This is a genomic window from Candidatus Kaiserbacteria bacterium (assembly GCA_017134395.1).
Taxonomy (GTDB): domain Bacteria; phylum Patescibacteriota; class Minisyncoccia; order Phycocordibacterales; family UBA2100; genus UBA2100.
In genome coordinates, this window is record CP070993.1 from 299,220 (window position 1) to 325,367 (window position 26,148).

Genomic DNA, 26,148 nt, shown 5'->3' on the forward strand with positions numbered 1-26,148 from the left:
CACTCCAAGTACATCGCACTACGTGCAATGTACGTAGTTTATAGTTAGTAGTCTTTAGTATAAATAGAAGATATTGTCATTATTGACATATCTACTAACAACTATCAACTAATTTACTAACAACTCATAATCACATGTAATGTGATGCACTCGGCACGACCTTGCACACAAGTAGGAATTTTGCCGTTTCATTCTTATGTCTCCATAAGATTATTCCCGAAGGAACCCTTAGCATCTCTGCCTTGGCGTCACTGCTCGCATCCCTAAGATTACTCTCGACGGGCGTTACCCGCTACCCTTCCGTCACATCGTGCGAAGCACGATGTGACTAGTTTTTAGTTTATAGTTCGCAGTTTTTAGTACGACGTACGTGAAGGTGTTCCTACCAACTATTTTCTATCAACTAGAGCATCATACTGCGTATGATGTGACGGTGTGTGTCCGGACTTTCCTCACCAGCTTTGTAAACAAACCTAGCGCGACTATCTAACACGAGAAGAGTATTATACCACAATATTTGGGTATGTGAATTCTTTTAAATTTCGATTTCGCAGAGATTACCCGCACATGCTAATTCCTTCTTCACATCAGTTTCATCTCGTTGCTCGTAGGTAAGTAGTTTCGAATAGTCAATACTCTCTACCGTTTTGTATAGACGTTCGTATGTTTCTTTATTAATCGCTTCATACGGCGCAAGACGATACACGTGGTCTGTTCGTGGAAGGAACGAAAGTCCTCCAACAATATCCCAGTTCTCGTACACCCAGTTGGCTACCTTAATCCATTCGTCATCGCCGATTGAAATAGTTACTGAAGGGTTATGCTCAGTGTAATTCATTTTTACATCCTTCCAGTGATCAAGTTGATCCAGTGCAGTAATGTCATCCTTCAGAATTGCTCCCTTTGGTGCTTTTACGGGGAATTCAAATACAAATGTATTCGCGTCATCCATGGTCTGCCCTACTTCTGGAAAATACGGTACGCCTTGGTCACGAAGCATTTTAAAGAGTGAGTCTGTTGCAGAAATTCGAATACGTCGAATGTAGTATTCTGAGTTTCGTGGATGCATACCTGATGCACAATCAAATGTCTGTGACACCGTTCCAGATGGCTTCACACACGTTGTTGCGCTTGAACGTTCAATGCCAAGTTTCTTCGCATATTTTTGATTGGTCTTGTTCACTTCGGCTTTTAGTTTTCGTAGTACTTCTGGTTTCCTCACAGTATCGTTGTCCCACTGCCCAGTTAGTGAAACTCCGAGTAGTCGCTCTGTTGAACAATTGTCTGTCCACTCTTTCGATAAGTATCGAAAGTTTGTCAGTGACGATTGGTATGTTCCAAGAATAGTTGCAAGTCGCGCTTTTCGTAGCAATGTCTTTTCGTCATCCCCCTTGCGACAAATAACTTCTGACAGGTTACAAAATTGCTTACTCTGAAGAATAATTTCTCCACAGGGGTTTGTTCCGAGGTTTCCAATCTCTCCTGCCCAATCTGCATCTTTGTACTTTTTAGTAAGAAGTTCGATACGTCTCTCTGGCAACGTATCTTTTAAACTTCCTCGGTTAAAGATTCCCCGCTCTCCTGTTTGGCTTTTCATAAGTGCAACCCATTCATCTATGAAGACGTCGTTTGTTGGGCGTTCTTCGTATACTGCTGAGTTGTTTGCGATAGCTCGGTGCGGGTCTGTCATGTAGAACTGCCCTTTCTTTGCATCTCGTACTTCGTCGTCATCAATATCAGAAAGACTAATCATCGCACTACGACGAACGCCTCCGGCTACAACACATTCGCCTATCTTACAAATAATATCGTGTGCATCGATATTTCGTAGTCGCCGTCCTTGTTGAGCCAAAATTCTCTCACGTGCAAAGGCAAGCAAACTCCTTAATGGTTCAGGACCGGAACTCTTACCTCCCATGACCTTCAATCTCGCACCTGCTGGGCGAACTTGAGAAAAATCAAAATCTACATCAGAACCGCCGTACCATGCCTTAAGCCCTAACGTTAATGCGTCACACCATCCTTCTTTTGAATCTCCAACAACGTGTGTCTTTAGTTTCTTTCCTGTCTGAATTTTAATCTGTGGGAGCTGTTGAATGTTCTGGCTCTCTACTGAATACCCGACACCAGTACCGCACATTGAGAGATACATAATTTCTGCAAAGTCATGCAGTTGTGTTGGAGCAATAAACGAACAGTTGTACGCGGCAACGTTGCATCTACGAGCTGCGTCTCCTGCAAATTGCATAAGACGCATACTTGGCATAATTTCTTGTTTCAAAATTGCTTCGCGTACTTCAGTGTACTCTGCTTCACTAAGTTTCTTACCAAGATTCTCTTTCATGAATCCAATGTAACGGTCGACTGTCTCAATCCATGTTTCGCGACGATTTTCGTCCTTTACCCATCGCGCATAGGTACGCAAATACACAAATTCACCAAGAGGATTGTTCTTGAAATACTTCTTACTCGACTCAACGAGTTTTTTAACATGATCAGGAACTTGTACACCTTCATCGTAACGCAGTTTTGATCGTTCTGCTCGGTATAAAATATACGACTTTGCAGTATTTACGTAGTCAGAAAGAATAAGCTGCCGTTCTACTTCGTCTTGAGTGCCTTCAACACTCGGAATGAAGTCCTTGTGCTTACGAGAGGTACGCACTAAATCACTCACTACACGGTATGCAACCATTGTTCCTTCCTCAGCTGATCCTTCACCGGTTGCAGCCATAGCTTTCTGGATTGCTCGTTCAATCTTCGTAAAATCAAATGGGACAATATCTCCATTTCGTTTACGAACCTTCGGTACAAACTTATTGTACTTTCCTAAGTCCTTCGCTTTTGGTTTTACGCTCCCCTTTTTCTTTTTATCTTGGGGGGTCGCTTCCGCCTTCTTCATTGTGGAAGATTTTTTTGTCATGCGCTTGTGAGTTTACTTATTGCTTGTAATTTCTTTGAATCCTAAAACAGCTCCTGCTGGTGTTTCAATAGAAACCTTCACGACGAATCTGTTTTAGAATCCAAAGAGTCTCAAAATGTGAGCTCTGTTTGACATTCTACCCTCTCCACCCCACTGTGCGAAACGAAAAAACCTGTGGATAGCATAGGAGGATACACAACCATGTGTATGTCTAGATATTCTTCCTCATAAGAGCGGATTATAAGCCCGTCACAGTGTCTCCGATATCAATATTGTACACTTCTGCAAACCCCGCAATCGTTTCTAATACATAGAGTGCAGAGCTCCGTGGCTCGTATACTTGCGGATACGAATCTGGGTGAGCATTTTCCCACATATCAATTATTACACCATTTTCATCAAGCCAAAAAATATCCAATGAGAATTGCATATTACGCATCCAGATTGAATACGTACCTACTGTTTCGAATACGAACAACATTCCTTGATTTGTAGGAATTTGTGAGCGACCTGAAAGTCCATTGACTCTTTCCTCTGGTGTATCTGCTACTTCAACTTTCACCGGTGTTCCGTCAACGTATATGTTCTTAAGATAAATGCCTTCAGGCTGATACGGTAAAAGTGAACCGCCGCCAAGCACTCCAGTAGCCAGAAGTCCTAGCAAAACAGAAATGAGCAAAGTAAGTCCAACCAGTATTGGCTTGTCAGCATCGTACATACCTACTAGTATATCGTATTCAGTATACAATGTGCATATGACAAATATAGAATACCCCATCAGAATAAACCGCTACCTTCTTCTTAGTGACATCTGTTCACGAAGGGAAGCGGATAGACTCATTGCACAAGGAAAGATTCGTATCAACGGAAGTGTTGCGCAACTCGGGCAACAAGTAGAAGAAGGCGATGTTGTGCAGGTAGCGGACTCTGCTAAGAACCGAGAGTATAAATATTTTCTGTTTAATAAACCTCGCGGGATTGTAAGTCACAATCCACAACGCGATGAACAAAGTGTTGAAGATGTTTCCGGACTTGGAAACTCAGTCTCGCCGGTTGGACGCCTTGATAAAGATTCACACGGTCTTATGTTACTTACTGATGACGGGCGCATTGTAAACGCTATTCTTAGTCCAGAATATGGACACGAACGTGAGTACGAAGTACAAACCGATAAATACATAAAAGAATCTGATTTAAAGAAAATTGCTCATGGAGTAGACATCGAAGGCTATGTAACAAAACCAGCGAAAGCAGAACGTCTTGGTGAAAATATATTTTCTCTTACTCTTACCGAAGGAAAGAAACATCAAATTCGTCGAATGTGTGCAGCGCTTGGATACCAAGTGAAAGACCTAAGGCGTGTGCGTATGATGCACTTACCGCTGGACATTGGAGACGGAAAACACCGCCCTCTCACCAAAGATGAAAAGACGGTGCTCCTTAAAAAAGCAGGTATTGAGGTCTAGCCCCAAAGACTCACGATAGTTGCAACGACAAGCGTCGTTACTAACCAATACGCTGCATTAATAGCAACAAACTTTGCTGATTTCTGTTCCCATAAAAATGGCCCAATGAGTATCGGCAACATAAACCCAAGCCAGATCCAAAAACCTAACTCAAGCGCACTGCCAAGAGTGAACGATTCCCATACGACAGCGAATTGTGCAAACACCCACGAAAGAACAACTGCTGCAGCAAATCCTGCAAATGCCAACAATGGCATTCTCTTCTTTCCTGCCTCAATATCTTCAGCTCGAACGTTTGCAAGTCTCATCCATACTGTGCCAAACACAGCTGGTGCATACCACACAAAACCAATAACAACTGCTGATAGTCCACCAGCAAGTACTGCCCACATATTTACATCAGTCATACGCTTATATATTTATATTCTAATGTACTCATTGTGCACATCTATTTTGCTATTGTCTATAACCGTATTTGCTTACCCTACAAAGATATAGTACCAAAAAGCGACTGCTTCTCTAAAAACAAAGAATGTTTCTTGTGAATATCTCCCAAAACGATACGTACTTTTAAGCACATCAACGTTCATGAGCCCAGTTTGTCTCGCCAAAAGGTTGATACGCGCTAAATGAAAGTCATTTGAAACCAGTAAGTACGAACGAGTGTGGTCTAGATTTTGTATCGTTTGTTTTGTGTTTTTTCCATCATAGTCCAGCTCTATGTCTTCGACAGCAACTCCTTCTTGGGTTGCAATTTCAAGCATGACGTCTACCTCGTGCTTACCGTAGGCAGAGTTTGCACCTGAAAAGACTAGACAGGAAACGGTATTCTCCTTATATGCTTCAATTGCGGAATAGGTACGATCAGACAGTGCGTGCGACGGATTCCCTCCAGGCCAGACAGCAGCACCAAACACCACTGCACAATCGTGCACCTCTACGTCTTTAGCTACATAAAAGGAAAAGATGTATGCGAAAGTAGCTACAGTTAAAAAGAAGACTGCCACCACAAAAATCCGTGTTATTTTGTGAATTGATTCCAAGATGAGTATTATACGCTTTCTCTGTAGGTTTTACCCGAGCGCAAGGCTCAACTGAAGCCCAAAGTATGCATTTTTACTTCTTAATTCTCTTTTTCTTTACGTTAAGCGAATCGTACGCACGAGCTCTTTCAGCAACACGTTTAAGGAGTCTTTCGCGCACAATTTCGTCGCGTCGTTTAAACATTTCTGCAAAAATATCAAACGATACAAGCTCTATTCCGCAAAAGCCAAGCACCCCATGTTTCCATCGCATTGAGGCAGAGAGGTTAAACAAAAAGTACACCCATCGAGGACCGTCAGCTGTCGCAAATATCCTCGCAGTCCGTCCTGCAAGCAATTCGCTTCGTACCCCATTCTTATTGTACTTATAAGCAAACCCTGAAGTGAAATTTTGATCAAGGAAGTTCTTTAAAATCGCCGGTGGTCCAAACCACCAAATAGGAAAGACAAATACGACTTCGTCTGCCCAGAGGATTTTTTCTTGAATCGCCTTGTGCGCTGCGGTTGGACTGCAATCTTTCTTTATATCTTCGTAACACAAAAAGGGTTGCGCATACTTTTTCTTGTAGAGATCCATTATGAATACATCACTCCCACGCTCTTCTTTTTCCTGCTTGTAGCGGTTAGCTATCTTGTGAGTGAATCCCTTCGACGCAGGATGCGCGGTTACAATGAGCACGTTCATGCGTAAATTGTACCGCGCTAATAGACTCTCTGCATTTCAAACTGTGGATGAAATAAAGAGTACTTAGTGCTTGAAAACAATGTTTGGGTGCTTCTGTAGCATTACCACCTCCTCCGAGACATCTAAACCTAAGTTTGGTATGTAAATAAAACCCGTGTGATCCTCTGGAAAATCTCCGGCCATAAAACGCTTCACCATTTCAACCTTGTCGTTAGGATGGACATAAATATCTCCTATAAGTTCTTTTGGTAGTTTTAATTCTTTGATTTCCGCAAGAGACGGCAAACTAATATCTCCTATAATCGTGTCGGGTAAAATAATTTTTGACAGCCCACTTCCAGCGAATTCAACATTTCCATAGTGTAGTTTAATCCCTTCTTTAAAAATGTCTTTATTGCTAAGGCTTATTTCGTTTGGGTCTAATTCAAATACGTATTCCAAATCGTTCTCAAGATTACGTTTTTCTAAAATCGTAGTTATACGAGGATCAACTTCAGTCCTTCTATTGTCTGCATGTACACCAAATCCATATAAGAACTTGAGTTCCGCTAAAGACAATGAATTCGAACCATGTTCCAGTATTTTCTTTTCGATATGCTTAATTCGCTCATCTGCTGTCATTTCTTCAAAACGCCTTCTGAAAGCTGCCAGGTCTATTATTTTACCTTCATTCATATTGATTGATTATACTTCACGTACCTCTGCTTGTTCAAGCATATCGTCTACCAACTTCTGGCTGTCGTAGAGCTCTTCTGCTTTCAGCACTCCATCTAATCGAGCTTTCGTTTCTGGTCTCTTTGGCATAAACACCGTACACGTATCATCGTGTGGCAGGACTGAAATATCGTGTGTTCCTATAACTTTTGATTGCTTAATGATGTCTTTCTTGTGCATACCCGCAAGCGGTCGCAGTATTGGTAACGTTGTAGCGTCTTCAACTGCTCCCATATTTTCCAATGTTTGTGACGCAACTTGCCCAATAGACTCTCCTGTAATAATTGCTTTGGCACCGTTGTCTCTACCCCATTTTTCAGCTGCCTTCATCATAAGACGCCGATACAATATGACTCTTAGTTTTTCTGGGGCAACCAGAGCTATTTCTTTTTGTGCATAAAGTAATGGTACTAACGTTAACGTTAGTGGTCCACAGACATCACTCAACACTTTAGCTAAGTCTTCAACTTTTTCGATAGCGGCTCGTGAAGTTTGTGGGTACGCATGAAAATGCATAAGCAATGTCTCCACTCCTCTGGTTGCACACATATGTGTAGCCACCGGGGAATCGAACCCACCAGAAAGGAGCGCTACTGCCTTACCAGACGAGCCAACGGCTAAACCTGAAAGCCCGTACTCCTTTATATAGACGTACGCTCGGTCTTTTAAAATTTCAACGCGAATTACCACATCAGCACCCGCAAGCTGTACTTTCTTATCTCCATTAAAGAGTCCCTGTGCATGAGAGCCAGCAATTCTGTCAAAATCTTGTGAAGTATCAGGAAATGATTTATCCACTCTCGTTGTGCTTACCCGAAATGTTTCAAATGAATCAGTATCGACATTCTTGATTATTTCTGTGATACCTTCAAAAATACTCTCTTGTGTTGCCCCTACCATATATCCAATACCAAATACCGAAACCCCTGGAGTATGTGCAAGTATGATGTTTAGCGGCTCATCGTATTCATCTTTCCAACGACCATCAACGGCACCGGTGACGATCATTCGTCCCCATCTGTTTTCAATAGTAAGAGGAATTTCGGCAGCAGCAATCTTACGTGCAACGTTATTTACTAAAGTCTGCTCAAAAGAATCTCTATTAGACCCCTTGAGAGCAATTTCATCGTAATGAATTATACCGACTCTTTTCATGCGCCCACTCTACCACACACACTCGAGTGTGGTATTATCCGCGCTAATGACACACAAATTTTCTAAGCGCATTGACCAGGTGCCGCCCTCATTTTTGCGCGAAATATTTAAAATTATTTCTGATACGCGGATTATTTCGTTTGCCGCAGGATTACCGAATCCAGACCTCTTCCCTACTGATGCGTTCTCAAAAGCGGCTCAAGGTATACTAGAAGAAACCGGCAAAACAGCACTACAATACGGTGCCACTGATGGAATTCCTGAACTGCAAGAAATCATCGCACGTTCCTATAAAGAAAAAGATGCTATTGCAGTACGTCCCGACCAAATAATTATAACGAGCGGTTCACAGCAAGGCTTAGACCTACTTGGAAAAGTTCTTGTTGATGAAGGGGATGTAGTGGCAGTTGAAAACCCAACATACCTTGCAGCTATTCAAGCGCTTTCACTCTATCAACCAAACTTTGTTGGGATTCCACTACTAGAAAATGGTATAGATTTAGAAGCACTACGCACTCTGCTTGAAACGCAAAAGCCAAAATTGCTCTACACAATTCCAAACTTCCAAAACCCTACAGGGCTCACGTACGATAATGACATACGTAAAGGAGTTGCCGAACTCCTCAAAGATACAGATACAACACTCGTGGAAGACGATCCGTACGGTGAAATTCGATTTGAAGGAAAGCGACGAACACCGTTTGCAAAGTACACCGACCACGTCGTAATGCTTGGCTCGTTCTCAAAAATATTAGCACCTGGGCTACGCTTGGGCTGGATTGTTGCGCGCGATCCAGAATTGTATAAAAGACTCGAAGTTGCCAAACAAGCATCTGACCTACATACCAGCACACTCATACAGCATCTTGCAGTTCGCTATTATCGCGACAACGATACAGACAAACATGTAACTGATATTGCGCTTCAATACAAAAAACAAAAAGATGCCATGGTAGAGGCGATTGAGAAATACCTTGGTTCATCTGTTTCGCACACAAACCCAGAAGGAGGAATGTTTTTGTGGGCAACATTCCCTGAGCACATCGACACCGCAAAACTCTTTCCACTTGCGATTGAAGAAGGTGTTGCGTTTGTACCGGGTGAATCATTCTTTAGCAACGGGGCACCAAAAAATACCATGCGCATAAACTACACAAACTCTACGCTTGAGCAAATCGACGAAGGTATGCAACGTCTTGCTCATGCAATTGAGCGGTATAACGCTTAGGACTCCTGCACTACATTCTTCAGCCCACCTTTTTGTGATTCTCTCTCTAGCGCTATCAATGCAAGAGCAATAGCTAAAATGCTAATGTCTCTGAAAATAACGTCCATTTGATTTAGATTCAGTAGTATTATCCCAACAAGGTATGCTGAAGCAACCACACTCGGCCAGAAAATCTTTCTACCAAAAATAAGCCAGAGACCAATAATTATTTCAGTCACGCCAAATACGTGCAAAAGTACGATATCGTTGCTTCCTACAAGATTAAGAACGATTGGAGGGAAATAACCTACCCATGCATACGGATTAAACCACGCAGACACTGCTGGGTATATAAACGCAAACGCTAAGCCTATTCGAAGTATTCTTTCACTTAAAAAAGCTTGCATACTTATTGAACAACAATAGTGCCCCCGTCGCGTGCACGGATGTGGTTATGAAAACCCCACTCTCCGATATTATTAAACGTGAACTCCCAAAACTCTCCGGCTTGTAGTGCACGACATGTATCAAACGAAGTTCCTAGACAAGCGTCTTCTGATGTTTCTGGATAATTTGTATGTGTCGGATGATTATTGCCTCCTACCCACATACCTGCATCGGCTTGATTAACAAAGCGAACCGTCTCACCTTTCTGTATCGTTACCGATTGAGGTTCAAATCCCTCGTTTGTGTAACTAACAAGCGCGTGAAATACTGGGTCACCCATAGGTTCTTCTTCCATTGTGTTACCTTCGAGTACTGCCTGGTGGTCAAATGCAATATCAGTATCAAGTGTGCCATCGAACTCAGTACCTGCCAGTTGTGTACCACCTGCTGCTTGAGACGAATCGGCTGCCACCTCATCTGCTGCAGGAGCGTCTGCACTACGTGGAGTAAATACAAACCACGCTGCAACGATAATAATAATGACAGCGATACTTAGTGTTATCCATTTTATATTCATAACTATTTATTATATTTATAATCTTATTTCTTTAGATTCACATCTCGTTGTGGGAATGGAATCTCGATGTTACTTTCTGCAAAACGGTTGTTAATTGCATGCCGAAGTACACTCTTGGTTCCATATACATCCAACGGATTTTTTACACGACACGAAAGAATCAAATTGAGCGATGAGTCACCGAACTCAGTAAAACTTACTGAAGGTTCTGGGTCATCAAGAACCTGTTCGTGTGCGCGAGCAATATCAAGCAACATTTCTTCAACTTTTTGTAGATCGCTACCGTAGGCAACTCCAACACTTACTTTCACGCGTCCAGTATCTGGACCGGTGCTCTTATTGGTGATTGCTTCATTTGCGATTGTCGCATTAGGAATGGTTACTTCTTCATCATCAAATGTTTTGATACGAGTACTACGAAGACCAACCGCACTGACGATGCCAGTAATACCCGAACCAAGTACCACAAAATCGCCAACCGAGTATGGCTTATCGGCAAGAATAAACACTCCGGAGATAATATTTGCGAGCGTATCTTTGGCCGCAAAACCAATGGCGATACCCAAAATACCTGCGCTCGCTAACCATGCGGTAACATTAATGCCCCAAATGAGGAATATTGCGTACAGTGCACCAATTATCACTAAAGCAAGTGTGAGATTCTTAAACAATGGAGCAGTCTGCATATTAATTGCTTTGATATGGTCTGTCTTAATTGCACCATCTAAGAGAACCTGAATCGTCCGTACTATACCTTGTGCAACGACCACAACAAATAGTGTCTTCACCAGTGATTGTACGGTACCTAACCAACTTTCAGAAAGCCCAATCAGCGGGAGTGCAATAAGAACACCCACTAATAGTACGAGATATACCACTGGTGTATTGAGTGTCGTAATAAGTTCATCGTCTACATCAGTTTCGGTTTTACGTGTAAGAAATTTTATTGCTCCTGCAAAAAACGGAAGGAGTACGAGTGCCACCCCTAATGCAACGGCCATAATAAGTATTGCCTGTATATAAGGATGCGTTGAAGTTGCAAATTGTATAAATTGATTAATTGTTTCATTCATAGTCAGCATAATAACATAGGCCGCTTTTGGTGCATATATGAACGCCTCATCCGCCAGCTGGCGGATGAGGCGTTCATAATGGCTTAAAATAAGCACCTGCTTAATCCCCTTGTAGATGCCAAGCTGTCAGCGAACATGCTACTCTATATATATGAAGACCGCAGAAACAAATCCGCTCTCTCCTGAAGAGGAGCGTGTTATAGAACACAAAGGCACAGAAGCTCCATTTAGTGGTGAGCTATATGAGCACAGTGACACAGGGACATACCACTGTCGTAAGTGTGGGTCAGCACTCTATCGTTCGGACAGTAAATTTGACTCGGGTTGCGGTTGGCCAAGTTTTGATAGCGAAATAGAAGGAGCAATCACGAGGACTACTGACGCAGATGGACGCCGAGTAGAAATTACGTGCAGCAATTGTGAAGGCCACTTAGGACATGTGTTTACTGGTGAACAACTTACTGAGAAAAACGTGAGGCACTGTGTAAACTCAATATCGTTAACATTTGAACCGAAAGAAAATGAAAACTAACAAAGCACTTTTTGCCTCAGGATGCTTTTGGGGTACACAACACCACTTTGATAAACCCACGGGCGTTATTAACTCGCTCGTTGGCTACACTGGTGGTACTGTAGAAAATCCTACCTACGAACAAGTGTGTGGTGGCGACACTGGACACCGCGAAGCAATTGAAGTTGAATTCGATCCATCGGTAACAACATACGAAGCGTTAGTGAAACTATTCTTCGAGACGCATAATTTTTCTCAAGTTGGTGGACAAGGACCAGACATCGGAGAACAATACACATCGGGTATTTACTATTTTTCAGATGAACAAAAAAATACCGCAGAAAAACTTGTAGCTGAATTAGAAGCAAAAGATTTTATAGTCACCACTGAAGTACTTCCTGCAACTACGTTTTACCCGGCCGAAGAGTATCACCAGAAGTATTATGAGAAATCAGGTGGCACACCGTATTGTCATGTATACATTAAGCGTTTTGATTAAAGACGTATGCGCTCCCTGCACATCAAAAAACTGACATATCTGACATTCATACTCCTTCTACTCTCGATACCGTTGTATGTTGCGCACGCCGCGGTGAACGCAGGCGTGGTGAACGGCGTGTGGTTTTCTAAGGCAAACCCTGAAGCGGGAGAGACTATTCGCATATTCACAGCCGTGCAAAACCAAAGTGCAGAAACAATTAATGGAAGTGTCGCCTTTTTGGTGGATGAGGATATTGTAGGTACTAAAAAATTCTCAGTAACACCCAATGATATTATTCCTGTTTCTATCGGCTATACATTTCTTGGTGGCGAACACGATGTAAGCGCATATATAACCTCAGTTGAAAACGAACCTGTTGCCTACACGATAGCACCGCAGACTTCCGTGTCCGTCTCCTCTTCTGAGCCACAATCGACACAAGAAATAGCAAAAAATCTGCTCGAATCTTCATCTGCTACTGAAGCACTAGACACAATTACAGACACTGCAACAAACCTAACCAAAGGTATCGACCCTATCACCCAAAAAACAGCAGAACGTATAGAAGAGTTCCGTGACGCACTTCTAGAACAGAATATCGCTACAGAAAGTTCTTCGTCAGAAACTGAAACAAAAGAACCTGCAACAAAATATGAAACCGCAAAGGAATTTGTTAAAACTTCAAAAACAATTGCGGCAACAACAGAAATAAACCTCTGGCAAAAGGTCGTTGGTATTTCATTGTCGCTGCTTGCGCTACTTGTACGACTTTGGTTTATATTTATTATTGCTATCGTCGCTTTTGTATTCTGGCGTCTCGTCCGAGGGCAACGAATTCGGTAGGCATTAAATGTTTGACTTACAAACGTCCGTGCGTTCTAATTCTAAACTGGTAACCAAGAAACGGGGTATTCATGACTCTATTCTCTGTAGCTGGGATTCTCTTCATATTTCGAACCTTCGGGGTCGGGGTAGGAGAAAATCCACCAGAACAATTGGGTAAGATTTGGACAAGTCTTATGTGTGCAGCTGTATGCTTTGGTATTGCGTATTGGATGCATATAGCGCACTAAGTGTTGCTGGGAACAAAAGCGCCGAACAGTTGAGTTCGGCGCTTTCTTTATGCGGAGGAGACAGGATTTGAACCTGCGGTGACTTGCGCCACACATCGTTTCCAACGATGCACCTTAAACCACTCAGACACTCCTCCGAGGAGTGGATTATATAGTACTCGTCTAAAAGAAGAAAATGCACTACACTACTACCCTATGCATCAATTATGTAATAAGTACTCATGGGAGGATATTCTTGCCCTTAATTTAAAGAATCACACTATTATCCTCGATATTGATGGTGTTGTAATGGCTCACGCCGAAAGAGTAGTACCTGACGAAACAAGACGCTACATTGAAATTTTAAAAGCAAAAAATGATATACATATAGTTTCTAACGGGCTCAGTAAGAAACGGAAGGTATACACAAGCGAGGCACTCGATATTCCATGGGTAGACTCCGGCTGCAGGAAGCCAAATAAGCGCATACTTTCTTTTATGGAATATGACGAAGAAAAACCAATGGTAATCATAGGCGACAAAATACTAACCGACGGACTTTTTGCAATTCGTATCAAAGCAAAACCACTACTACTTGAGCGTCGTGTTACAGATACTGACCCTCTTATAACAAAAGTTACCTATTTGATAGATGACACTGTCTATTCGCTCTGCAAATTCTTTTTTGCGCGGTAAAAAATACCAGCGTATTGTGCGGCGCTCACGTATGAGAAAACTAACGTGAGCATTGCTAATATCATCACTAAATCTTCGTACAGTGCAATCTGTGGAAACGCGAGTGTAAAGAGTGCAGCGGCGATAGTAAGGAACATCAATGCCGTTTTATTTTTTGCTGAGCGAATTGCAGGAATCACAATGTCGCGGGCAAGAGCCGCGCGCACTCCATCAACAATAAGGTCACGAGCAATGAGTAGCAATATAATCGCTATTGGAATTACATTAGTCCCAACAAGAATAATAAGAAATGCGAAGGTAAGCACCTTGTCTGAAAGAGGGTCAAATATCTTTCCAAAATCCGAAACGACTTCAAACTTACGTGCGAGGTAGCCATCAAAGAAATCGGTAGCTGCTGCTGCAATAAAGATACCGAATAAGTACAGGTACAAATGAGTGGGTGCAAGCGACACTAACGCGATTGCTACGAACGTAAGTGCTATTCTTAAAATAGTGAGTGCATTTGGTAGATTCTGAATCATATTACATAACCAGCTTAGCAGCATGCGGCAAAATGCGAAACTCTACCGTGTCGCCTAAATCAGTAAACGTGTCGCCATCCATGTGCACTTCGCCAGTGAAATTCTTAAATACGTATTTTTCTTTCTGAATACGAGTGTGATGCAGAACCTTTGAATTCTTAGTGGTCATATAAAAATCGTGTGCTCCGCGAATAATGCCAAATGGATTTTTATTGTGCAGTGTAATACAGTGCAAGTTTTTGTCGTCTGGTGCAATACCGCGCGCTGGTGTTAGGCCTGCAATATTTAAGTGATTACATATCAAGACACTATGCATTTCTGATTCTTTCTGTGCTGCATCGGTTAGCGTGAATTTTTCGTCTTCATACGAATGTCGCAAGAGTGAAGGGAGATATAGCAAGTACGCAAAAATACCAAACTTCTTTTTCATATTTCTTTTTGTCTCAACAACAAAACGAGAAACGGTGCCAAAACTTACCATTATGAAAAATATATACGTCTCGTTCACCAATCCTAAATCTACATACTTTGGTTTACCGCGCATCGCTCGAGTAAGTGCACGAGTAAGCCCAAATGGTAGTTTGAACGAAAGCGCAGTTATGTTTGCACTGCCTAGTGGCAAAAAAGCAACGGGACAAAGGTCAAGCAGATTGTGCTCCCAGAGTTTTTGAAATACTAAACGTAGCGTGCCGTCGCCACCCGCTGCAACAAAGCGAACCTCATCGTATTCTTTTGTTTTTGCGAGCACATCACTCCATGAACAACTATCTATATCGCATATTTCGTACGAGACACCTCTTTTAGCAAAGAAGTCTGAGATCCGCTCTCGCGTTTTTTCTTTCTTGCGTCCAGCGTGCGCATTATGAATAACAACAAAATGTCGCTTTGTACTACCAGTATGTTTTTTTGATTCCGATGGCATAGGCAGCAGCGTTAGCTGCGAGGTTAAGAAAAAACGTCACTCCAATAAGCACACTAGCAGATAGTGGTGTCCATGCAAGAAATGGAATAGTTCCCACAATAAACAATACAATGTAGTCGATTTGATCAAGTGGAATCAGTGGCTGCCCACTGGTAAATCCACACTGCCGCTTTATAACACTTCCGAGTGCGTCGCCAACCATTACGAGTATTCCTACCCAGATTCCGTATGTAAGAGCTAGCCAGATGCTTTCGTACACGACAGTGACGTGGGTAACTGGTGCCTGAATAAAGTATTGAATAAGCACCACAATTAGTGACGCAACGATAGCAGCAACAACTCCCCTCCACATTTTGTTCTTTCCAAGTAACGGTTTTCCATTGAGTAAATACCCTCCATCAATTGGTTTAGCAAGAAACGGCAAAACATCTAGTCGAGTCGCAATAACTGGTGCCATGTTGGCAGCAAATGCCGGAAGTGCTAAATAGAGTACCTCAAAGAGAATCATACTCGCATACCCATAAGAGCCTGTACTCGTTCCTCTACAGGCGGATGGGTGCTAAATAATTTACGCATTGTATTCCCTCCCTTACCTTTTTTACCAAACGGATTACTGATGAACATGTGTGCCGTTGCACTTGAAGCTTTCTTCATAGGATGTTCGTAGCTACTTATTTTTTGCAATGCTGAAGCGAGTGCATCGGGATAGCGTGTCAAAAGTGCCCCTGAGGCGTCGGCAAGAAACTCTCGCTTTCGCGACACTGCTAACTGCATAATTTGTGCAATAACTGGTGCAAGAACAATGAGCGCCACTCCCACAATGGCAAGTGCGGGATTGCTGTTCTCACGATTTTGATTACCCCCAAAAAGTGTCATGTGCCAGAGCATATCTGAGAGGATTGCAAGAAAACCAACAAGTACTACCACAACCGACATCACCAAAATATCGCGATTGCCTATGTGTGAAAGTTCGTGTGCGAGTACTCCTTCGAGTTCTGTTTTATTAAGTGTTTCTAGTAATCCTGTGGTCACCGCAACTGCGGCATTTTCTGGGTTGCGCCCTGTGGCAAATGCATTTGGTGCCGGATCGTTAATGATGTATACCTTAGGTTTTGGAAGTCCTGCGGTGATTGCAAGATTCTCTACTGTATTGTGTAAGCCGCGATGTACTGATGCATCAGCAGGTTGTGCGCTCGCTGCTTTAATCGCGATTTTATCGGAAAACCAAAATGAACTCACATTCATTACGAGTGAAAAGCCAACAGCCGCAATAAGAATAGCTGGGTTGCCAAAATACTCCGATGCTCCCCATCCTACCGCTGCAACCACCGCAAAAAAGACCAACATGATAAACCATGTCTTTCGTATGTTCTTTGCTTGATGTGTATAGAGTGACGCCATATTATTTCTCTTTAACGGATTCTAAAAACACTTTGTTTTTGAAACCACCACGCTCTTTTCGTTTTGCATCTTGTGCTGTTTGTAGTTCTTCTTTTGTAATACCGAATTCAACGAGAATTGCATCGAGCACTTCTGCAACATCGGTAAGTTCCCTGAGAAGTTCGTTTTTATTCTCGTCATCAAAACCAGATTGCCGTGCTTCTTCTGACTCTTCTATAAGTTTGTAGAGTAATTCTTTTCTATACCCGTCAGTTTCAAGCGTACGGACTGTCGGCATCTCACCATTAGCCCGAATGATATCTGGTACATTATCTCGCACTAATTTTCCGTATCTTTTCTTCATACTTACAAATAATATTAACCCTCATTTCGAAGTTGTAGAATTGGATGCAGCTTGAGGAACACGAACCAAACAGAGTGAGTCGTATTGAACATACGGCGAACGATGTATGGAGAAGTGTGACAAGAAGATGCGCCAATTCTACAGCTTCTAACTAGAATTGAACCTTAACAGGATCCTTTGCGTCTTGCTCATCTTCTCCTAACTCAAAGAATTCGCGGTTGGTAAACTTGAATATACCGGCAATAATGTTCTGTGGAAACGATTGCACTGCAGTGTTAAGATCACGAACATTAGTGTTGTAGAAACGACGTGATGCCTGAATCTTGTTTTCAGTGTCAGTCAGTTCTCGTTGTAGCTCAACAAAGTTCTCGTTTGCTTTCAAGTCTGGGTAATTCTCAGCAATCGCCAACAACTTTCCGAGTGATTGTGTAAGCCCTGCTTCAGCTCCCGCCATTGCTTGAATCTGTTCTGGAGTAATGTTACTTGGGTCAACATGTACCTGTGTTGCTTCTGTTCGAGCTTGTGTCACTTGGTTCAATGTTTCTTTTTCATGTGCTGCGTATCCCTTTACTGTTTCTATAAGGTTTGGGATAAGGTCGTATCGACGCTTCAACTGCACATCGATATCTGCCCACGCTTCTTCAGTGCGGTTTACTAAACGTATAAATGCGTTATATGCCCAAATGACCCACGCGGCCACTGCAATAACGATAATTCCTAAAATTGCTCCAATATTCATAGTAAATGTGTCTATCTAGTAAGTACTCGCACAGTATACCATGAGCCTTTATAGTTTCTCTACTCATCACTAGCAAACCATACGTATGGTTTATATAACCTCTGTTTCCAATACTTTTATACCTTGCGTTAGCTCATCCTTTAATTCAGTGTTTTGCACACCAGATTCAAGGCTTTTCAACTGCTTAATGACATTATGAACGTCTTCAGCAGTGATGTCTTCTGCTTTTGTATCAAGAGTACTTAATATACTCTCTATTTGAGTCAATAAATCTGAGGCTTCAGAATCTTGTGGTAAAGTGTTATTCATATATTTTAGTCACTATATAGCACGATGTACTTCCTCGTATTATACTGATAATACCATGCCAGAGAAAATTGAAACTGTTCCGCAAAAGAAATCTATCTCTGAAAAAATACAAGCATTCCGATTGCAAAGTACTTTCAATAAGTACCATGTTCTCTTTGACATCATGCGGCGGTTACCACGAAAAGATAATGGGCAAGTACTGGAGGCTATTCTTCCTTCAAAATTCAAAGATCGTTTCTTTAATGCACTCAAAAGTACCTCTTTGCTTTCAAATGAGTACATTCGAAAGCGAGAAGGCAAGCGACAACTAACAGAAGCGTTACTCGAAAATGCCGTGGTTATAGACGATATTAAAGACCTTGCGCATATTCCCCTCACACAAAAGGAACTAAGAAACGAAATACGAGCTATTGCACTAAAACTCATTTTGCTCGTAAGTAATAAAACAGATAAGCACACCGATATAATCCTCTCTCTCATTTCTCTTGACCTAACACCTGAGGATCTTAAAAACCTCCCAAGACACGTTAAAAAGATTGTAAAGGAAAATTTAGGGAAATACGAACTAAGCCTTACCAAAGGTTCAGACTGGCATCTCTGTTCCGATGCAGAACCTCGATTGAATAGGGCATTAGATGATAATGCCTTTCTCCTAGTAAACGAAAAATTGCTTGTCAAATTTAACGGTAGAATGAGCGCGTTGTGTCTCACCGACTTCAAGTCGAAAGATGGTCGGACCTTCAAAAAAGGTTTCTGGTATGCAGCTGAGGATAAAGAAACACGTGAGAAACTCCGACAAGCATTTGATGGAGGAGACCCAGAAATTAACATCAACCATGGAAATTGGGTACTTATTCGGGCGGTCAAAAAACTACATATTAATAAAGGTGTCTACTACGGAAAGATGATTGATAAAGAAGAGACAATAAATCTGGTTGAAAAAGCATTGAGGACTGTAGAGCAACTACCAAAACATTTTCCTACAACGATACATGATCAAACAACCTCAAGAAAAGAGTACAGAAACATTTATAAAGAAAAGTTGAACGAGTCTGTCGATGAAATGAACAAGTGATAGACTTGAACTAGAAATAGACATTTTGAATTACTCTTCTACCTTGTTTGGTGGAGTATCACCCTTAAGAAACGCAATGATGTTTTCCGCTGCCATGGATGACATTTTTCCGCGAGTTTCGATAGTTGCTGAAGCTATATGTGGAGTAATTACGACATTTTCAAGTTCAGCGAGTCCATCGGCTAGTTTTGGCTCATTTTCATACACATCAAGTGCGGCTCCTCTTATTACATCGTTTCGTAGCGCTTCTACTAGTGCAGCTTCGTCGATAACTGGGCCTCGTGAAGAGTTAATGAGGTATGCAGAGGGCTTCATCATAGCCAAACGCTCTGCGCTAATGAGTCCTCGTGTTGAATCGAGTAGTGGTACGTGAACCGTTACAACATCGGCTTCTTTCAAGACATTGTTGACTTCACTTTTGAATGAGGCATTGAGTTCATCGTTGAGAAAATCGTTTTCTTTAATGTCGTAATATACAATATTCATTCCTAATCCACGGTGAGCAATCTCTGCCATTCGTGAACCTATACGCCCTGCACCAAGCACACCAAGGGTCTTGCCTTTCAAGTCAGTTCCCATAAGCATCATGGGGCCCCAGCCTTCATACTTACCAGCACGAGTAAATCTATCCCCTTCTACAATACGGGAGGTAACAGAAAGCATCATTGCTACTGCGTGTTCAGCTACTGTATCGGTGAGCACACCTGGAGTGTTCGTTACTGTCACACCACGACTTTCAGCATCTTCAAGATTCAAGTTTCCATAGCCAACTGCGTAGTTCGCAAAAATCTTTGCCTGCGGTGCTGCGTCATAAACATCGCCGTCAATCTTATCGGTAAGCAGACACAAAACTGCGTCTGGTTTTTGCTCTTGTAGCGCACTAAGTAATTCTTCGCGTGTAAGGACACCATCCTTTTCACTTACTACTACTTCGTGTCCTGCAGTTATAAGTGCAGCAGGACCACTCTCTGGAATTTCTCGTGTTACGTAAACTTTTGCCATATTTTTATTTACAAGTTATTAAATAGTCTCAATCGTTCTTGTACTACCGCCTGCAATGCGTCATGCCCTCCGTTTAAATATCGGTACGGTGCAACTTCGTCAGGATTTGCAGCGAGGGCTTCTTCAATACCCTTACGATATGCAACGCGTATCTCGGTATTGATATGAATAACATTCATACCTGCCGCAATAGCTGCCCGAAAGTCATCGTCAGTAAGTCCAGAACCGCCGTGTAATACCATACCCGCGTCAGTTGCAGCTCGCATATTTTTTATAAGTTCAATATTTAGTGATGGGTTGCTTCTTCCTTTAAGCATTCCGTGTAAGTTTCCTACTGCTGGAGCAACTGCTGTCACTCCGGTCTCGTGTATGTACGAAACCACATCATCCGGTGTAGGTAGTGCGCTTGCCACAACATCATCAGGTATATCGTCGAGCATCTTACTTGAAGTACCAATGTAGCCAACTTCACCTTCTGTAATAACCTCTCGCTCGCTTTGGTTAGCGTATTCAACAACCTCTTTCATACTCGCAATGTTTTCTACAAGTGGAAGTTTTGAGCCGTCAAAAATGACCGAATCAAATCCAGCGTCAATCGCACGTTTACAACCATCAACCGAATGCGTGTGGTCGGCATTGATAAATATATCAATGCCAAATTCCTCTGCTGCTGCACGAACCATTGCCACTGCTTTTTTTAGGCCTACAAATTCAGCTTCGCCTTCTGATACGCCAATAATCACTGGAACAGAAAGTTCTCGAGCTGCTGCCGCAATACCATTGAGCTGATTTGAGTCAGAAATATTAAAGTGTCCTACCGCTACTTTGCGCTCAAGCGCATCTTGCATTACTTCTTTTAGTGTCATCATACAAAAATAGTATAACGCACCTATCCAGCTTAGAAAGTACCCTACATTGCTGTGGTACTATGTACCCATACTACGTAAAATAGACACAATACTATGCGGTACACATTTGTAGGACTTGGAGACATCGTCACTGATGCATTCATTAAATTAAAAGACGGCGTTCATGTCGAAGAAGAAGTCACAGGAAAAGAACTCTGCATAAATTTCGGTGACAAACTAGAATATGAAGATGTAACTGTTGTTGCTGCTGTTGGTAATGCACCAAATGCGAGTGTATCTGCCCACCGACTAGGTCTTTCAACTGCGCTCGTTACAGACCTTGGTGATGATGATTTTGGAAAAGAGAAACTTAAAGCATTAGAGGCCGAAGGGGTCAGTACCGAATTTGTTGATGTACACGAAGGAATGCAAAGTAACTATCACTACGTGCTACGATTTGGTCCGGAGAGAACTATTCTTATAAAACACCACGAATATCCGTATGCTGTTCCAGAATTTGCAGAGGCACCTGAATGGATTTATTTTTCAAGCGTTGGAGAACACGGTATCGAATACCACCACGAACTTGCTACCTATTGTAAAGAAAACAATGTAAAACTAGCATTCCAACCTGGAAGTTTTCAAATCTCTCTTGGTGCAGAAAAACTGAAAGATGTATACGAAGCAGCAGAGATTTTCTTCTGCAACAAAGAAGAAGCTCAAAAGATTCTTAATAACACGAGTAATGACATGAAAGAACTTCTTGATGGAGTTCGAGCATTAGGCCCAACTATTGCTGTGGTAACTGATGGGCCAACAGGAGCCTTCGCCTCAGACGGTACAGGCTACTGGAAGATGCCCATGTATCCAGACCCAGCACCTCCAGTCGATCGTACCGGTGCGGGAGACTCATTCTCCAGCACTGTTGTTTCTATGCTTGCTGAAGGATTACCACTTCCTGAAGCGCTCCGCCGTGGTCCAATTAACTCAATGTCAGTTGTGCAACATATTGGTGCACAAAAAGGACTCCTTACCCGCGACCAGCTAGAAAAGTATGTCGAGGAGGCTCCTGAAAGTTATAAACTGGAAGAATTGTAAAAAAGGTTTCTATTGCTACTATAACTATATGAATAGACAAAAAAGTCAGCGTGGTTTTACCCTTATTGAACTCTTGGTAGTTATTGCCATTATCGGCATGCTTTCATCAGTGGTGCTTGCCTCACTTAATTCAGCACGAGAGAGTGCGCGCGATGCCCGACGTCTTGCTGATATACGTCAAATACAAACGGCACTTGAGCTTCGATTCGATGGTGTATCACCAGCAGAATATCCCGACAGTCTTTCACTACTAGTATCAGGTGGCTACATGCCCAGCATTGCAACTGATCCTCGCACTGGTATTGAGTATTATTACGACAACCTCACCAGTGCCGCAGGAGCATGTGCCACTGCAACAGGAGTATGTACAAGTTATGTGCTTGGCGCAAACTTAGAAAACACGGCTCATAACGTACTGGTGGGTGACGCTGATGGCACAGTTGGCGCTGTGACCTGTACTGACCCAGTCTATTGTGTACGTCCTTAAAAAGCACTCTGTGAAAACCAAAACGAATGCCTCATCCGCCAGCTGGCGGATGAGGCATTCGTTTTGTGGCACATTTTATTCCAAGTAACCACTAGGCTACTTTTTTGCGTGCAATAGCCATATGCACGGCATCAATAATAGCACTGGTGTCCAACTGATAATGTTCAATAAGTTCTTCTGGTGTTCCTGATTGTCCAAATAAATCATCAACTCCTACAAACTCTATCGGCACCGGCTCATTCTTTGCTAATACTTCAGCAACTGCTCCGCCAAGCCCGCCTGAGGCTTGATGCTCTTCTAGGGTAACCACCGCGCCAACTTCACGCGCGAGCGCAACAATAGTTTCATCATCAAGGGGTTTAATAGTATGGCTATTAAGCACTACTGTGCCAATATCTTTTTCTTCTAATTTTTTTGCTGCAAGTAGCGCGCCGTGAAGAAGCGGGCCGCAGCCAATTATTGCAACATCAACGTTTTTACCTCGCCACATTTCATACGCCTTCCCTATTTCAAATGAAGTTTCTTCGGTCGTCATCACCGGAGTCTTTTCGCGTGCAAGTCGCATGTACGTTGGAGCCTTACTGCTAGCAATTTCTATAGTTGCCTTTTTAGCCTCGTTTGTATCACAAGGTGAAATAACTTCAATGCGTGGTATCACACGCATAATTGCCATGTCTTCAATTGCCTGATGCGTCCCTCCGTCAGGGCCAACAGAAACACCTGCATGACTTCCAATTATTTTCACAGGTTGATTATTGTAACAGATGGTTGTTCGTATTTGTTCCCAATTCCGCCCGGGAGAAAACATGGCGTATGATGTAATGAAAGGAACTTTTCCCAATGCCGCCAACCCACTTGCAACACTTGCAAGATTTTGTTCGGCGACACCAATTTGTACAAACCGCTCTGGGTACTTCTTAGCGAATGCATCCATGCGAGTTGAGCCGGTCAAATCAGCACACAGTCCAACTACGTTTTCATCAGTGTCCGCCGCTTCTACAAGACCCTCTCCAAACCCATTGCGCAGTGGTACCTGTTCTACGTCGGTATTAAATACGTTCTCATTTATGTTTTGTTTTTTATTTAACATATATTAATCGCAATCATGACACACTATCCTGTCGCCAAGCGTACGAAGTTCCTTTAGTGCCATATCTCCTTCTTCCTTACTCGGTGGTTTACCGTGCCACTGGTAATCTCGTTCAAATTCTTTCACTCCTTTTCCAGGAATAGTATGGGCGATTAATACCGAAGGCTTATCGTTTACCGCTTTCGCTTCTCCAATTGCGTCGTTAAGTGCAGTGAAATTATGTCCATCCACCTCGATAACATGCCAACCAAATGATTCCCATTTGTCTTTTAAAGGTTCAAGAGGCATGACATCCCATGTGTACCCGTCTATCTGAATACCATTCCTATCAACAATACCTATAAGGTTCTGTAGTTTTTCGCGCCCAGCGAGCATCGCACTCTCCCAAATAATTCCACAGTCTAATTCGCCGTCACCCATCAACGCATATATGTAGCTCTCTGTACTTCTCCCACTATTCATCCTTTGAGCTAATGCCATTCCCACTGCTTGTCCGAGCCCACTCCCAAGAGGGCCAGAGCTGGCCTCTATACCAGGTAGATATTCTCTATGTGGATGCCCCTGTAGACGTGAATGCAATTTTCGTAAAGTCTTTAACTCTTCAACAGGAAAATAACCAGAACGTGCCATAGCGGCATACTGTACGGGGCAAATGTGACCGTTGGAAAGTACGAGCCTGTCTCTCTCTTCCCATTCTGGGTTTTTTGGATCATGTTTTAATGTATTGAAATACAGCAGTGTAAATACGTCTGCCATTCCAAGTGGTCCTGCAGTGTGTCCACTTCCTGCTTCAAGAAGCATTTCTATAATATCTTTACGAATAGTGTTCGCTGTCTGCTCAAGCTCTAAAACTTTTTCATTAGTTAACATATATCTATCCTTAGTATAGCATCTCTAAAAACAGTATCGTTATTTATTAACGCTCTATGCTTTCATTAAAAGAAGTAAGCGCTGCCACAGGATTTTCTGATTTCATAATGGCCGAACCGACTCCAAGTAACTCAGCCCCTCTCTCAATAAGTTGCGGAACAGTATCAATCTTCACGCCTCCATCAACTGCAATAGTAATATCTGGATATCTTTCTCGTAATACAGAAATTCGTTCATACGTACGCTCATCAAATTGTTCACCCTGATACCCAATACGTGCGATGCTCATTATTTGTACTATAGAAACAGCACCAGATTGTATTAAAGAGTCCACCACCTCTAATGGAGTGTCGAGAAGTAAAGAAACGCCTGTTTCGACTCCCTGTTCTTTCCATTCTAAAAACACCCTTTCTGCTTCCCCTGCTCTGAAGCCTTCAATTTGAGCAATAATAGTATCGGCTCCTGCCGCAATAAATCTCTCACCTACTTCTTGCGGGTGTTGCACCATTAAATGTACATCGTAGTGAATGGAATCTGTATGAGGAAATCGCTGATCACTCAGCATTGTTTTATTGTAAGGAAAACTAAACGACGGTACGAGTTGGCCGTCCATTACATCTATTTGTACCCTCTTAGCTACAGGAGTAATGAGCTCGAGCTGCGCTACGAGACTCTCCCACTCATCGGCCATTATTGCTGGCACGATTAAAGGATGCAGGTCTCTCATGTTAGCGACTTAAGTATGAAATTCCCAAACCTGGCTGTGGTACCAGTTCGTACTCTGAACCTCGAGGGAAAAAGATAAATGCAACAATAACCGCAAGGACAGCAACAGCTATAAGCACCACGGTCGCCTGCTTCGTATCTTTAGCAAGACCTAATTTCATTACAAGCTTAGTAGGCCATGATTGTCGAGGACCACGCGACCCTTTATTAAATCCTGGCATCGGTTCATCAAATTGTACTCGATTGTTATTTACCATACTGTAATACTATCATTGGTAAAAAGAGCACAAAAATTATGTGTGGAGAACCTTCTCAATTTTTTCTATCCTTCGAACATGACGTTCGTCGTGAGTAAATTCTGTCTCAAGCCATATTTTGACTGCTTCTTGTGCGTGAGTAATATCCACGAAACGCGCTCCTATACTTAATACATTCGCATCATTATGTTCTCTTGATGCCGTCAAAACTCCCGTACCTCCCCCGTACCAGACAACTGCACGTACCCCCTTAAATCGATTTGCAACGATTGCTTCACCCTGCCCTGAACCTCCAAAAATAATCGCTTTAGAGTCTGGATGCTGAGAAACTCTCTCTGCCGCACGTGCTATGTACTCTGGATAATCATCACCGCCTACATATTCGTGTGCACCTAAATCTTCTACTTCGTATCCAAGATCACTAACAAACACAAGGAGTTGTTCTTTTAACTCAAAGCCTGCATGGTCAGTCGCAAAAAAAACTTTCATA

The 26,148-nt window shown here is 42.5% G+C and carries 31 protein-coding genes, 1 tRNA gene and 1 pseudogene; 8 read left to right on the forward strand and 25 right to left on the reverse strand.

Annotation, left to right across the window (positions count from 1 at the left end; genetic code table 11):
• Window positions 1-535: 535 nt before the first annotated feature.
• Together JXR01_01600 and JXR01_01605 are read right to left on the reverse strand one after the other, a co-directional pair.
• Window positions 536-2,902: a ribonucleoside-triphosphate reductase gene (locus JXR01_01600; GenBank protein ID QSH39721.1), complete on the reverse strand. Its 2,367-nt coding sequence runs from the start codon at window positions 2,900-2,902 to the stop codon at window positions 536-538.
• Between the two features lie 259 nt (window positions 2,903-3,161).
• Complete coding sequence (locus tag JXR01_01605; GenBank protein ID QSH39683.1) at window positions 3,162-3,641, reverse strand: DUF192 domain-containing protein; 480 nt, start codon at window positions 3,639-3,641, stop codon at window positions 3,162-3,164.
• Between the two features lie 37 nt (window positions 3,642-3,678).
• Here JXR01_01605 and JXR01_01610 point away from each other — a divergent pair, with 37 nt between their 5' ends.
• Window positions 3,679-4,389, forward strand: a complete 711-nt coding sequence (locus tag JXR01_01610) for an rRNA pseudouridine synthase (GenBank protein QSH39684.1) — start codon at window positions 3,679-3,681, stop codon at window positions 4,387-4,389.
• On the opposite strand, the gene JXR01_01615 is transcribed toward JXR01_01610, so the two are convergent.
• The 5 genes from JXR01_01615 to thiI form a co-directional block, all read right to left on the reverse strand.
• Complete coding sequence (locus JXR01_01615; protein QSH39685.1) at window positions 4,386-4,796, reverse strand: DUF1761 domain-containing protein; 411 nt, start codon at window positions 4,794-4,796, stop codon at window positions 4,386-4,388. The two genes, JXR01_01610 and JXR01_01615, sit on opposite strands and share 4 nt — an antisense overlap.
• Before the next feature lie 72 nt (window positions 4,797-4,868).
• Window positions 4,869-5,432 carry a YdcF family protein gene (locus tag JXR01_01620; protein ID QSH39686.1) on the reverse strand — a complete coding sequence of 188 codons (564 nt, stop codon included), beginning with the start codon at window positions 5,430-5,432 and terminating at the stop codon, window positions 4,869-4,871.
• A 73-nt stretch (window positions 5,433-5,505) separates the two neighbouring features.
• A complete protein-coding gene (locus JXR01_01625; protein ID QSH39687.1) occupies window positions 5,506-6,117 on the reverse strand; it encodes an NAD(P)H-dependent oxidoreductase in 612 nt (203 codons plus the stop codon).
• Window positions 6,118-6,180: 63 nt separating this feature from the next.
• Window positions 6,181-6,792 (reverse strand): hypothetical protein, encoded by a 612-nt coding sequence (locus tag JXR01_01630; protein ID QSH39688.1) that lies wholly within the window; start codon window positions 6,790-6,792, stop codon window positions 6,181-6,183.
• A gap of 9 nt (window positions 6,793-6,801) precedes the next feature.
• The gene (gene thiI / locus JXR01_01635) at window positions 6,802-7,986 is read right to left on the reverse strand and encodes a tRNA 4-thiouridine(8) synthase ThiI (protein QSH39689.1); all 1,185 of its coding nucleotides are present in this window, start codon (window positions 7,984-7,986) and stop codon (window positions 6,802-6,804) included.
• Window positions 7,987-8,032: 46 nt separating this feature from the next.
• On the opposite strand from thiI, the gene JXR01_01640 reads away from it, so the two are divergent.
• Complete coding sequence (locus JXR01_01640) at window positions 8,033-9,214, forward strand: PLP-dependent aminotransferase family protein (GenBank protein QSH39690.1); 1,182 nt, start codon at window positions 8,033-8,035, stop codon at window positions 9,212-9,214.
• On the opposite strand, the gene JXR01_01645 is transcribed toward JXR01_01640, so the two are convergent.
• Genes JXR01_01645 through JXR01_01655 form a run of 3 tightly spaced genes read right to left on the reverse strand, consistent with a single transcriptional unit; the run spans window position 9,211 to window position 11,230 of the window.
• Window positions 9,211-9,600, reverse strand: coding sequence for a hypothetical protein (locus tag JXR01_01645; GenBank protein ID QSH39691.1), 390 nt, complete (start codon window positions 9,598-9,600; stop codon window positions 9,211-9,213). The two genes, JXR01_01640 and JXR01_01645, sit on opposite strands and share 4 nt — an antisense overlap.
• A 2-nt stretch (window positions 9,601-9,602) precedes the next feature.
• Window positions 9,603-10,157 (reverse strand): hypothetical protein, encoded by a 555-nt coding sequence (locus tag JXR01_01650; GenBank protein QSH39692.1) that lies wholly within the window; start codon window positions 10,155-10,157, stop codon window positions 9,603-9,605.
• A gap of 23 nt (window positions 10,158-10,180) precedes the next feature.
• Window positions 10,181-11,230, reverse strand: a complete 1,050-nt coding sequence (locus tag JXR01_01655; protein ID QSH39693.1) for a mechanosensitive ion channel — start codon at window positions 11,228-11,230, stop codon at window positions 10,181-10,183.
• Window positions 11,231-11,381: 151 nt separating this feature from the next.
• On the opposite strand from JXR01_01655, the pseudogene JXR01_01660 reads away from it, so the two are divergent.
• A pseudogene (locus JXR01_01660) lies at window positions 11,382-12,240 on the forward strand (bifunctional methionine sulfoxide reductase B/A protein).
• Window positions 12,241-12,246: 6 nt separating this feature from the next.
• The gene (locus tag JXR01_01665) at window positions 12,247-13,065 is read left to right on the forward strand and encodes a hypothetical protein (protein QSH39694.1); all 819 of its coding nucleotides are present in this window, start codon (window positions 12,247-12,249) and stop codon (window positions 13,063-13,065) included.
• Between the two features lie 282 nt (window positions 13,066-13,347).
• Here the strand turns inward: JXR01_01665 and JXR01_01670 are convergent.
• A tRNA-Ser gene (locus JXR01_01670) sits at window positions 13,348-13,432 on the reverse strand.
• Window positions 13,433-13,490: 58 nt separating this feature from the next.
• Between JXR01_01670 and JXR01_01675 the strand changes: the two genes are divergently transcribed.
• Window positions 13,491-13,970 carry an HAD family hydrolase gene (locus JXR01_01675; protein QSH39695.1) on the forward strand — a complete coding sequence of 160 codons (480 nt, stop codon included), beginning with the start codon at window positions 13,491-13,493 and terminating at the stop codon, window positions 13,968-13,970.
• Here the strand turns inward: JXR01_01675 and pgsA are convergent.
• The 7 genes from pgsA to JXR01_01710 form a co-directional block, all read right to left on the reverse strand.
• A complete protein-coding gene (gene pgsA, locus JXR01_01680) occupies window positions 13,937-14,491 on the reverse strand; it encodes a CDP-diacylglycerol--glycerol-3-phosphate 3-phosphatidyltransferase (protein ID QSH39696.1) in 555 nt (184 codons plus the stop codon). The two genes, JXR01_01675 and pgsA, sit on opposite strands and share 34 nt — an antisense overlap.
• 1 nt (window position 14,492) lies before the next feature.
• Window positions 14,493-15,413, reverse strand: coding sequence for a hypothetical protein (locus JXR01_01685; GenBank protein ID QSH39697.1), 921 nt, complete (start codon window positions 15,411-15,413; stop codon window positions 14,493-14,495).
• Window positions 15,382-15,921 (reverse strand): CDP-archaeol synthase, encoded by a 540-nt coding sequence (locus JXR01_01690; protein ID QSH39698.1) that lies wholly within the window; start codon window positions 15,919-15,921, stop codon window positions 15,382-15,384. Before JXR01_01690 ends, JXR01_01685 begins: the two co-directional genes overlap by 32 nt.
• On the reverse strand, window positions 15,918-16,814 hold the full coding sequence (locus tag JXR01_01695) for a M48 family metallopeptidase (protein QSH39699.1): 897 nt from the start codon (window positions 16,812-16,814) through the stop codon (window positions 15,918-15,920). Before JXR01_01695 ends, JXR01_01690 begins: the two co-directional genes overlap by 4 nt.
• A gap of 1 nt (window position 16,815) precedes the next feature.
• Window positions 16,816-17,157 carry a nucleoside triphosphate pyrophosphohydrolase gene (locus JXR01_01700; GenBank protein QSH39700.1) on the reverse strand — a complete coding sequence of 114 codons (342 nt, stop codon included), beginning with the start codon at window positions 17,155-17,157 and terminating at the stop codon, window positions 16,816-16,818.
• A 151-nt stretch (window positions 17,158-17,308) separates the two neighbouring features.
• Entirely contained in the window at window positions 17,309-17,896 is a 588-nt protein-coding gene (locus tag JXR01_01705) for a LemA family protein (protein ID QSH39701.1), read from the reverse strand.
• Window positions 17,897-17,986: 90 nt separating this feature from the next.
• Window positions 17,987-18,205: a hypothetical protein gene (locus JXR01_01710; GenBank protein ID QSH39702.1), complete on the reverse strand. Its 219-nt coding sequence runs from the start codon at window positions 18,203-18,205 to the stop codon at window positions 17,987-17,989.
• Between the two features lie 55 nt (window positions 18,206-18,260).
• Here JXR01_01710 and JXR01_01715 point away from each other — a divergent pair, with 55 nt between their 5' ends.
• Entirely contained in the window at window positions 18,261-19,280 is a 1,020-nt protein-coding gene (locus JXR01_01715) for a hypothetical protein (protein ID QSH39703.1), read from the forward strand.
• 30 nt (window positions 19,281-19,310) lie between these two features.
• Here the strand turns inward: JXR01_01715 and JXR01_01720 are convergent, their stop codons facing one another.
• Window positions 19,311-20,282 carry a D-glycerate dehydrogenase gene (locus JXR01_01720; GenBank protein ID QSH39704.1) on the reverse strand — a complete coding sequence of 324 codons (972 nt, stop codon included), beginning with the start codon at window positions 20,280-20,282 and terminating at the stop codon, window positions 19,311-19,313.
• Between the two features lie 8 nt (window positions 20,283-20,290).
• Window positions 20,291-21,151 carry a class II fructose-bisphosphate aldolase gene (locus JXR01_01725; GenBank protein ID QSH39705.1) on the reverse strand — a complete coding sequence of 287 codons (861 nt, stop codon included), beginning with the start codon at window positions 21,149-21,151 and terminating at the stop codon, window positions 20,291-20,293.
• A 93-nt stretch (window positions 21,152-21,244) separates the two neighbouring features.
• On the opposite strand from JXR01_01725, the gene JXR01_01730 reads away from it, so the two are divergent.
• Both JXR01_01730 and JXR01_01735 read left to right on the forward strand, forming a co-directional pair.
• The gene (locus tag JXR01_01730; GenBank protein ID QSH39706.1) at window positions 21,245-22,228 is read left to right on the forward strand and encodes a carbohydrate kinase family protein; all 984 of its coding nucleotides are present in this window, start codon (window positions 21,245-21,247) and stop codon (window positions 22,226-22,228) included.
• A 28-nt stretch (window positions 22,229-22,256) separates the two neighbouring features.
• Window positions 22,257-22,715 (forward strand): type II secretion system protein, encoded by a 459-nt coding sequence (locus tag JXR01_01735; GenBank protein QSH39707.1) that lies wholly within the window; start codon window positions 22,257-22,259, stop codon window positions 22,713-22,715.
• A gap of 91 nt (window positions 22,716-22,806) precedes the next feature.
• Here JXR01_01735 and JXR01_01740 read toward each other — a convergent pair whose 3' ends face one another.
• Genes JXR01_01740 through JXR01_01760 form a run of 5 tightly spaced genes read right to left on the reverse strand, consistent with a single transcriptional unit; the run spans window position 22,807 to window position 26,147 of the window.
• Entirely contained in the window at window positions 22,807-23,805 is a 999-nt protein-coding gene (locus JXR01_01740) for a transketolase family protein (GenBank protein QSH39708.1), read from the reverse strand.
• A gap of 3 nt (window positions 23,806-23,808) precedes the next feature.
• Window positions 23,809-24,675, reverse strand: coding sequence for a transketolase (locus tag JXR01_01745; GenBank protein QSH39709.1), 867 nt, complete (start codon window positions 24,673-24,675; stop codon window positions 23,809-23,811).
• A gap of 46 nt (window positions 24,676-24,721) precedes the next feature.
• The gene (locus tag JXR01_01750) at window positions 24,722-25,402 is read right to left on the reverse strand and encodes a hypothetical protein (protein QSH39710.1); all 681 of its coding nucleotides are present in this window, start codon (window positions 25,400-25,402) and stop codon (window positions 24,722-24,724) included.
• Between the two features lies 1 nt (window position 25,403).
• Window positions 25,404-25,658 (reverse strand): hypothetical protein, encoded by a 255-nt coding sequence (locus JXR01_01755; GenBank protein QSH39711.1) that lies wholly within the window; start codon window positions 25,656-25,658, stop codon window positions 25,404-25,406.
• A 36-nt stretch (window positions 25,659-25,694) separates the two neighbouring features.
• The gene (locus JXR01_01760; protein QSH39712.1) at window positions 25,695-26,147 is read right to left on the reverse strand and encodes an RpiB/LacA/LacB family sugar-phosphate isomerase; all 453 of its coding nucleotides are present in this window, start codon (window positions 26,145-26,147) and stop codon (window positions 25,695-25,697) included.
• Window position 26,148 lies beyond the last annotated feature (1 nt).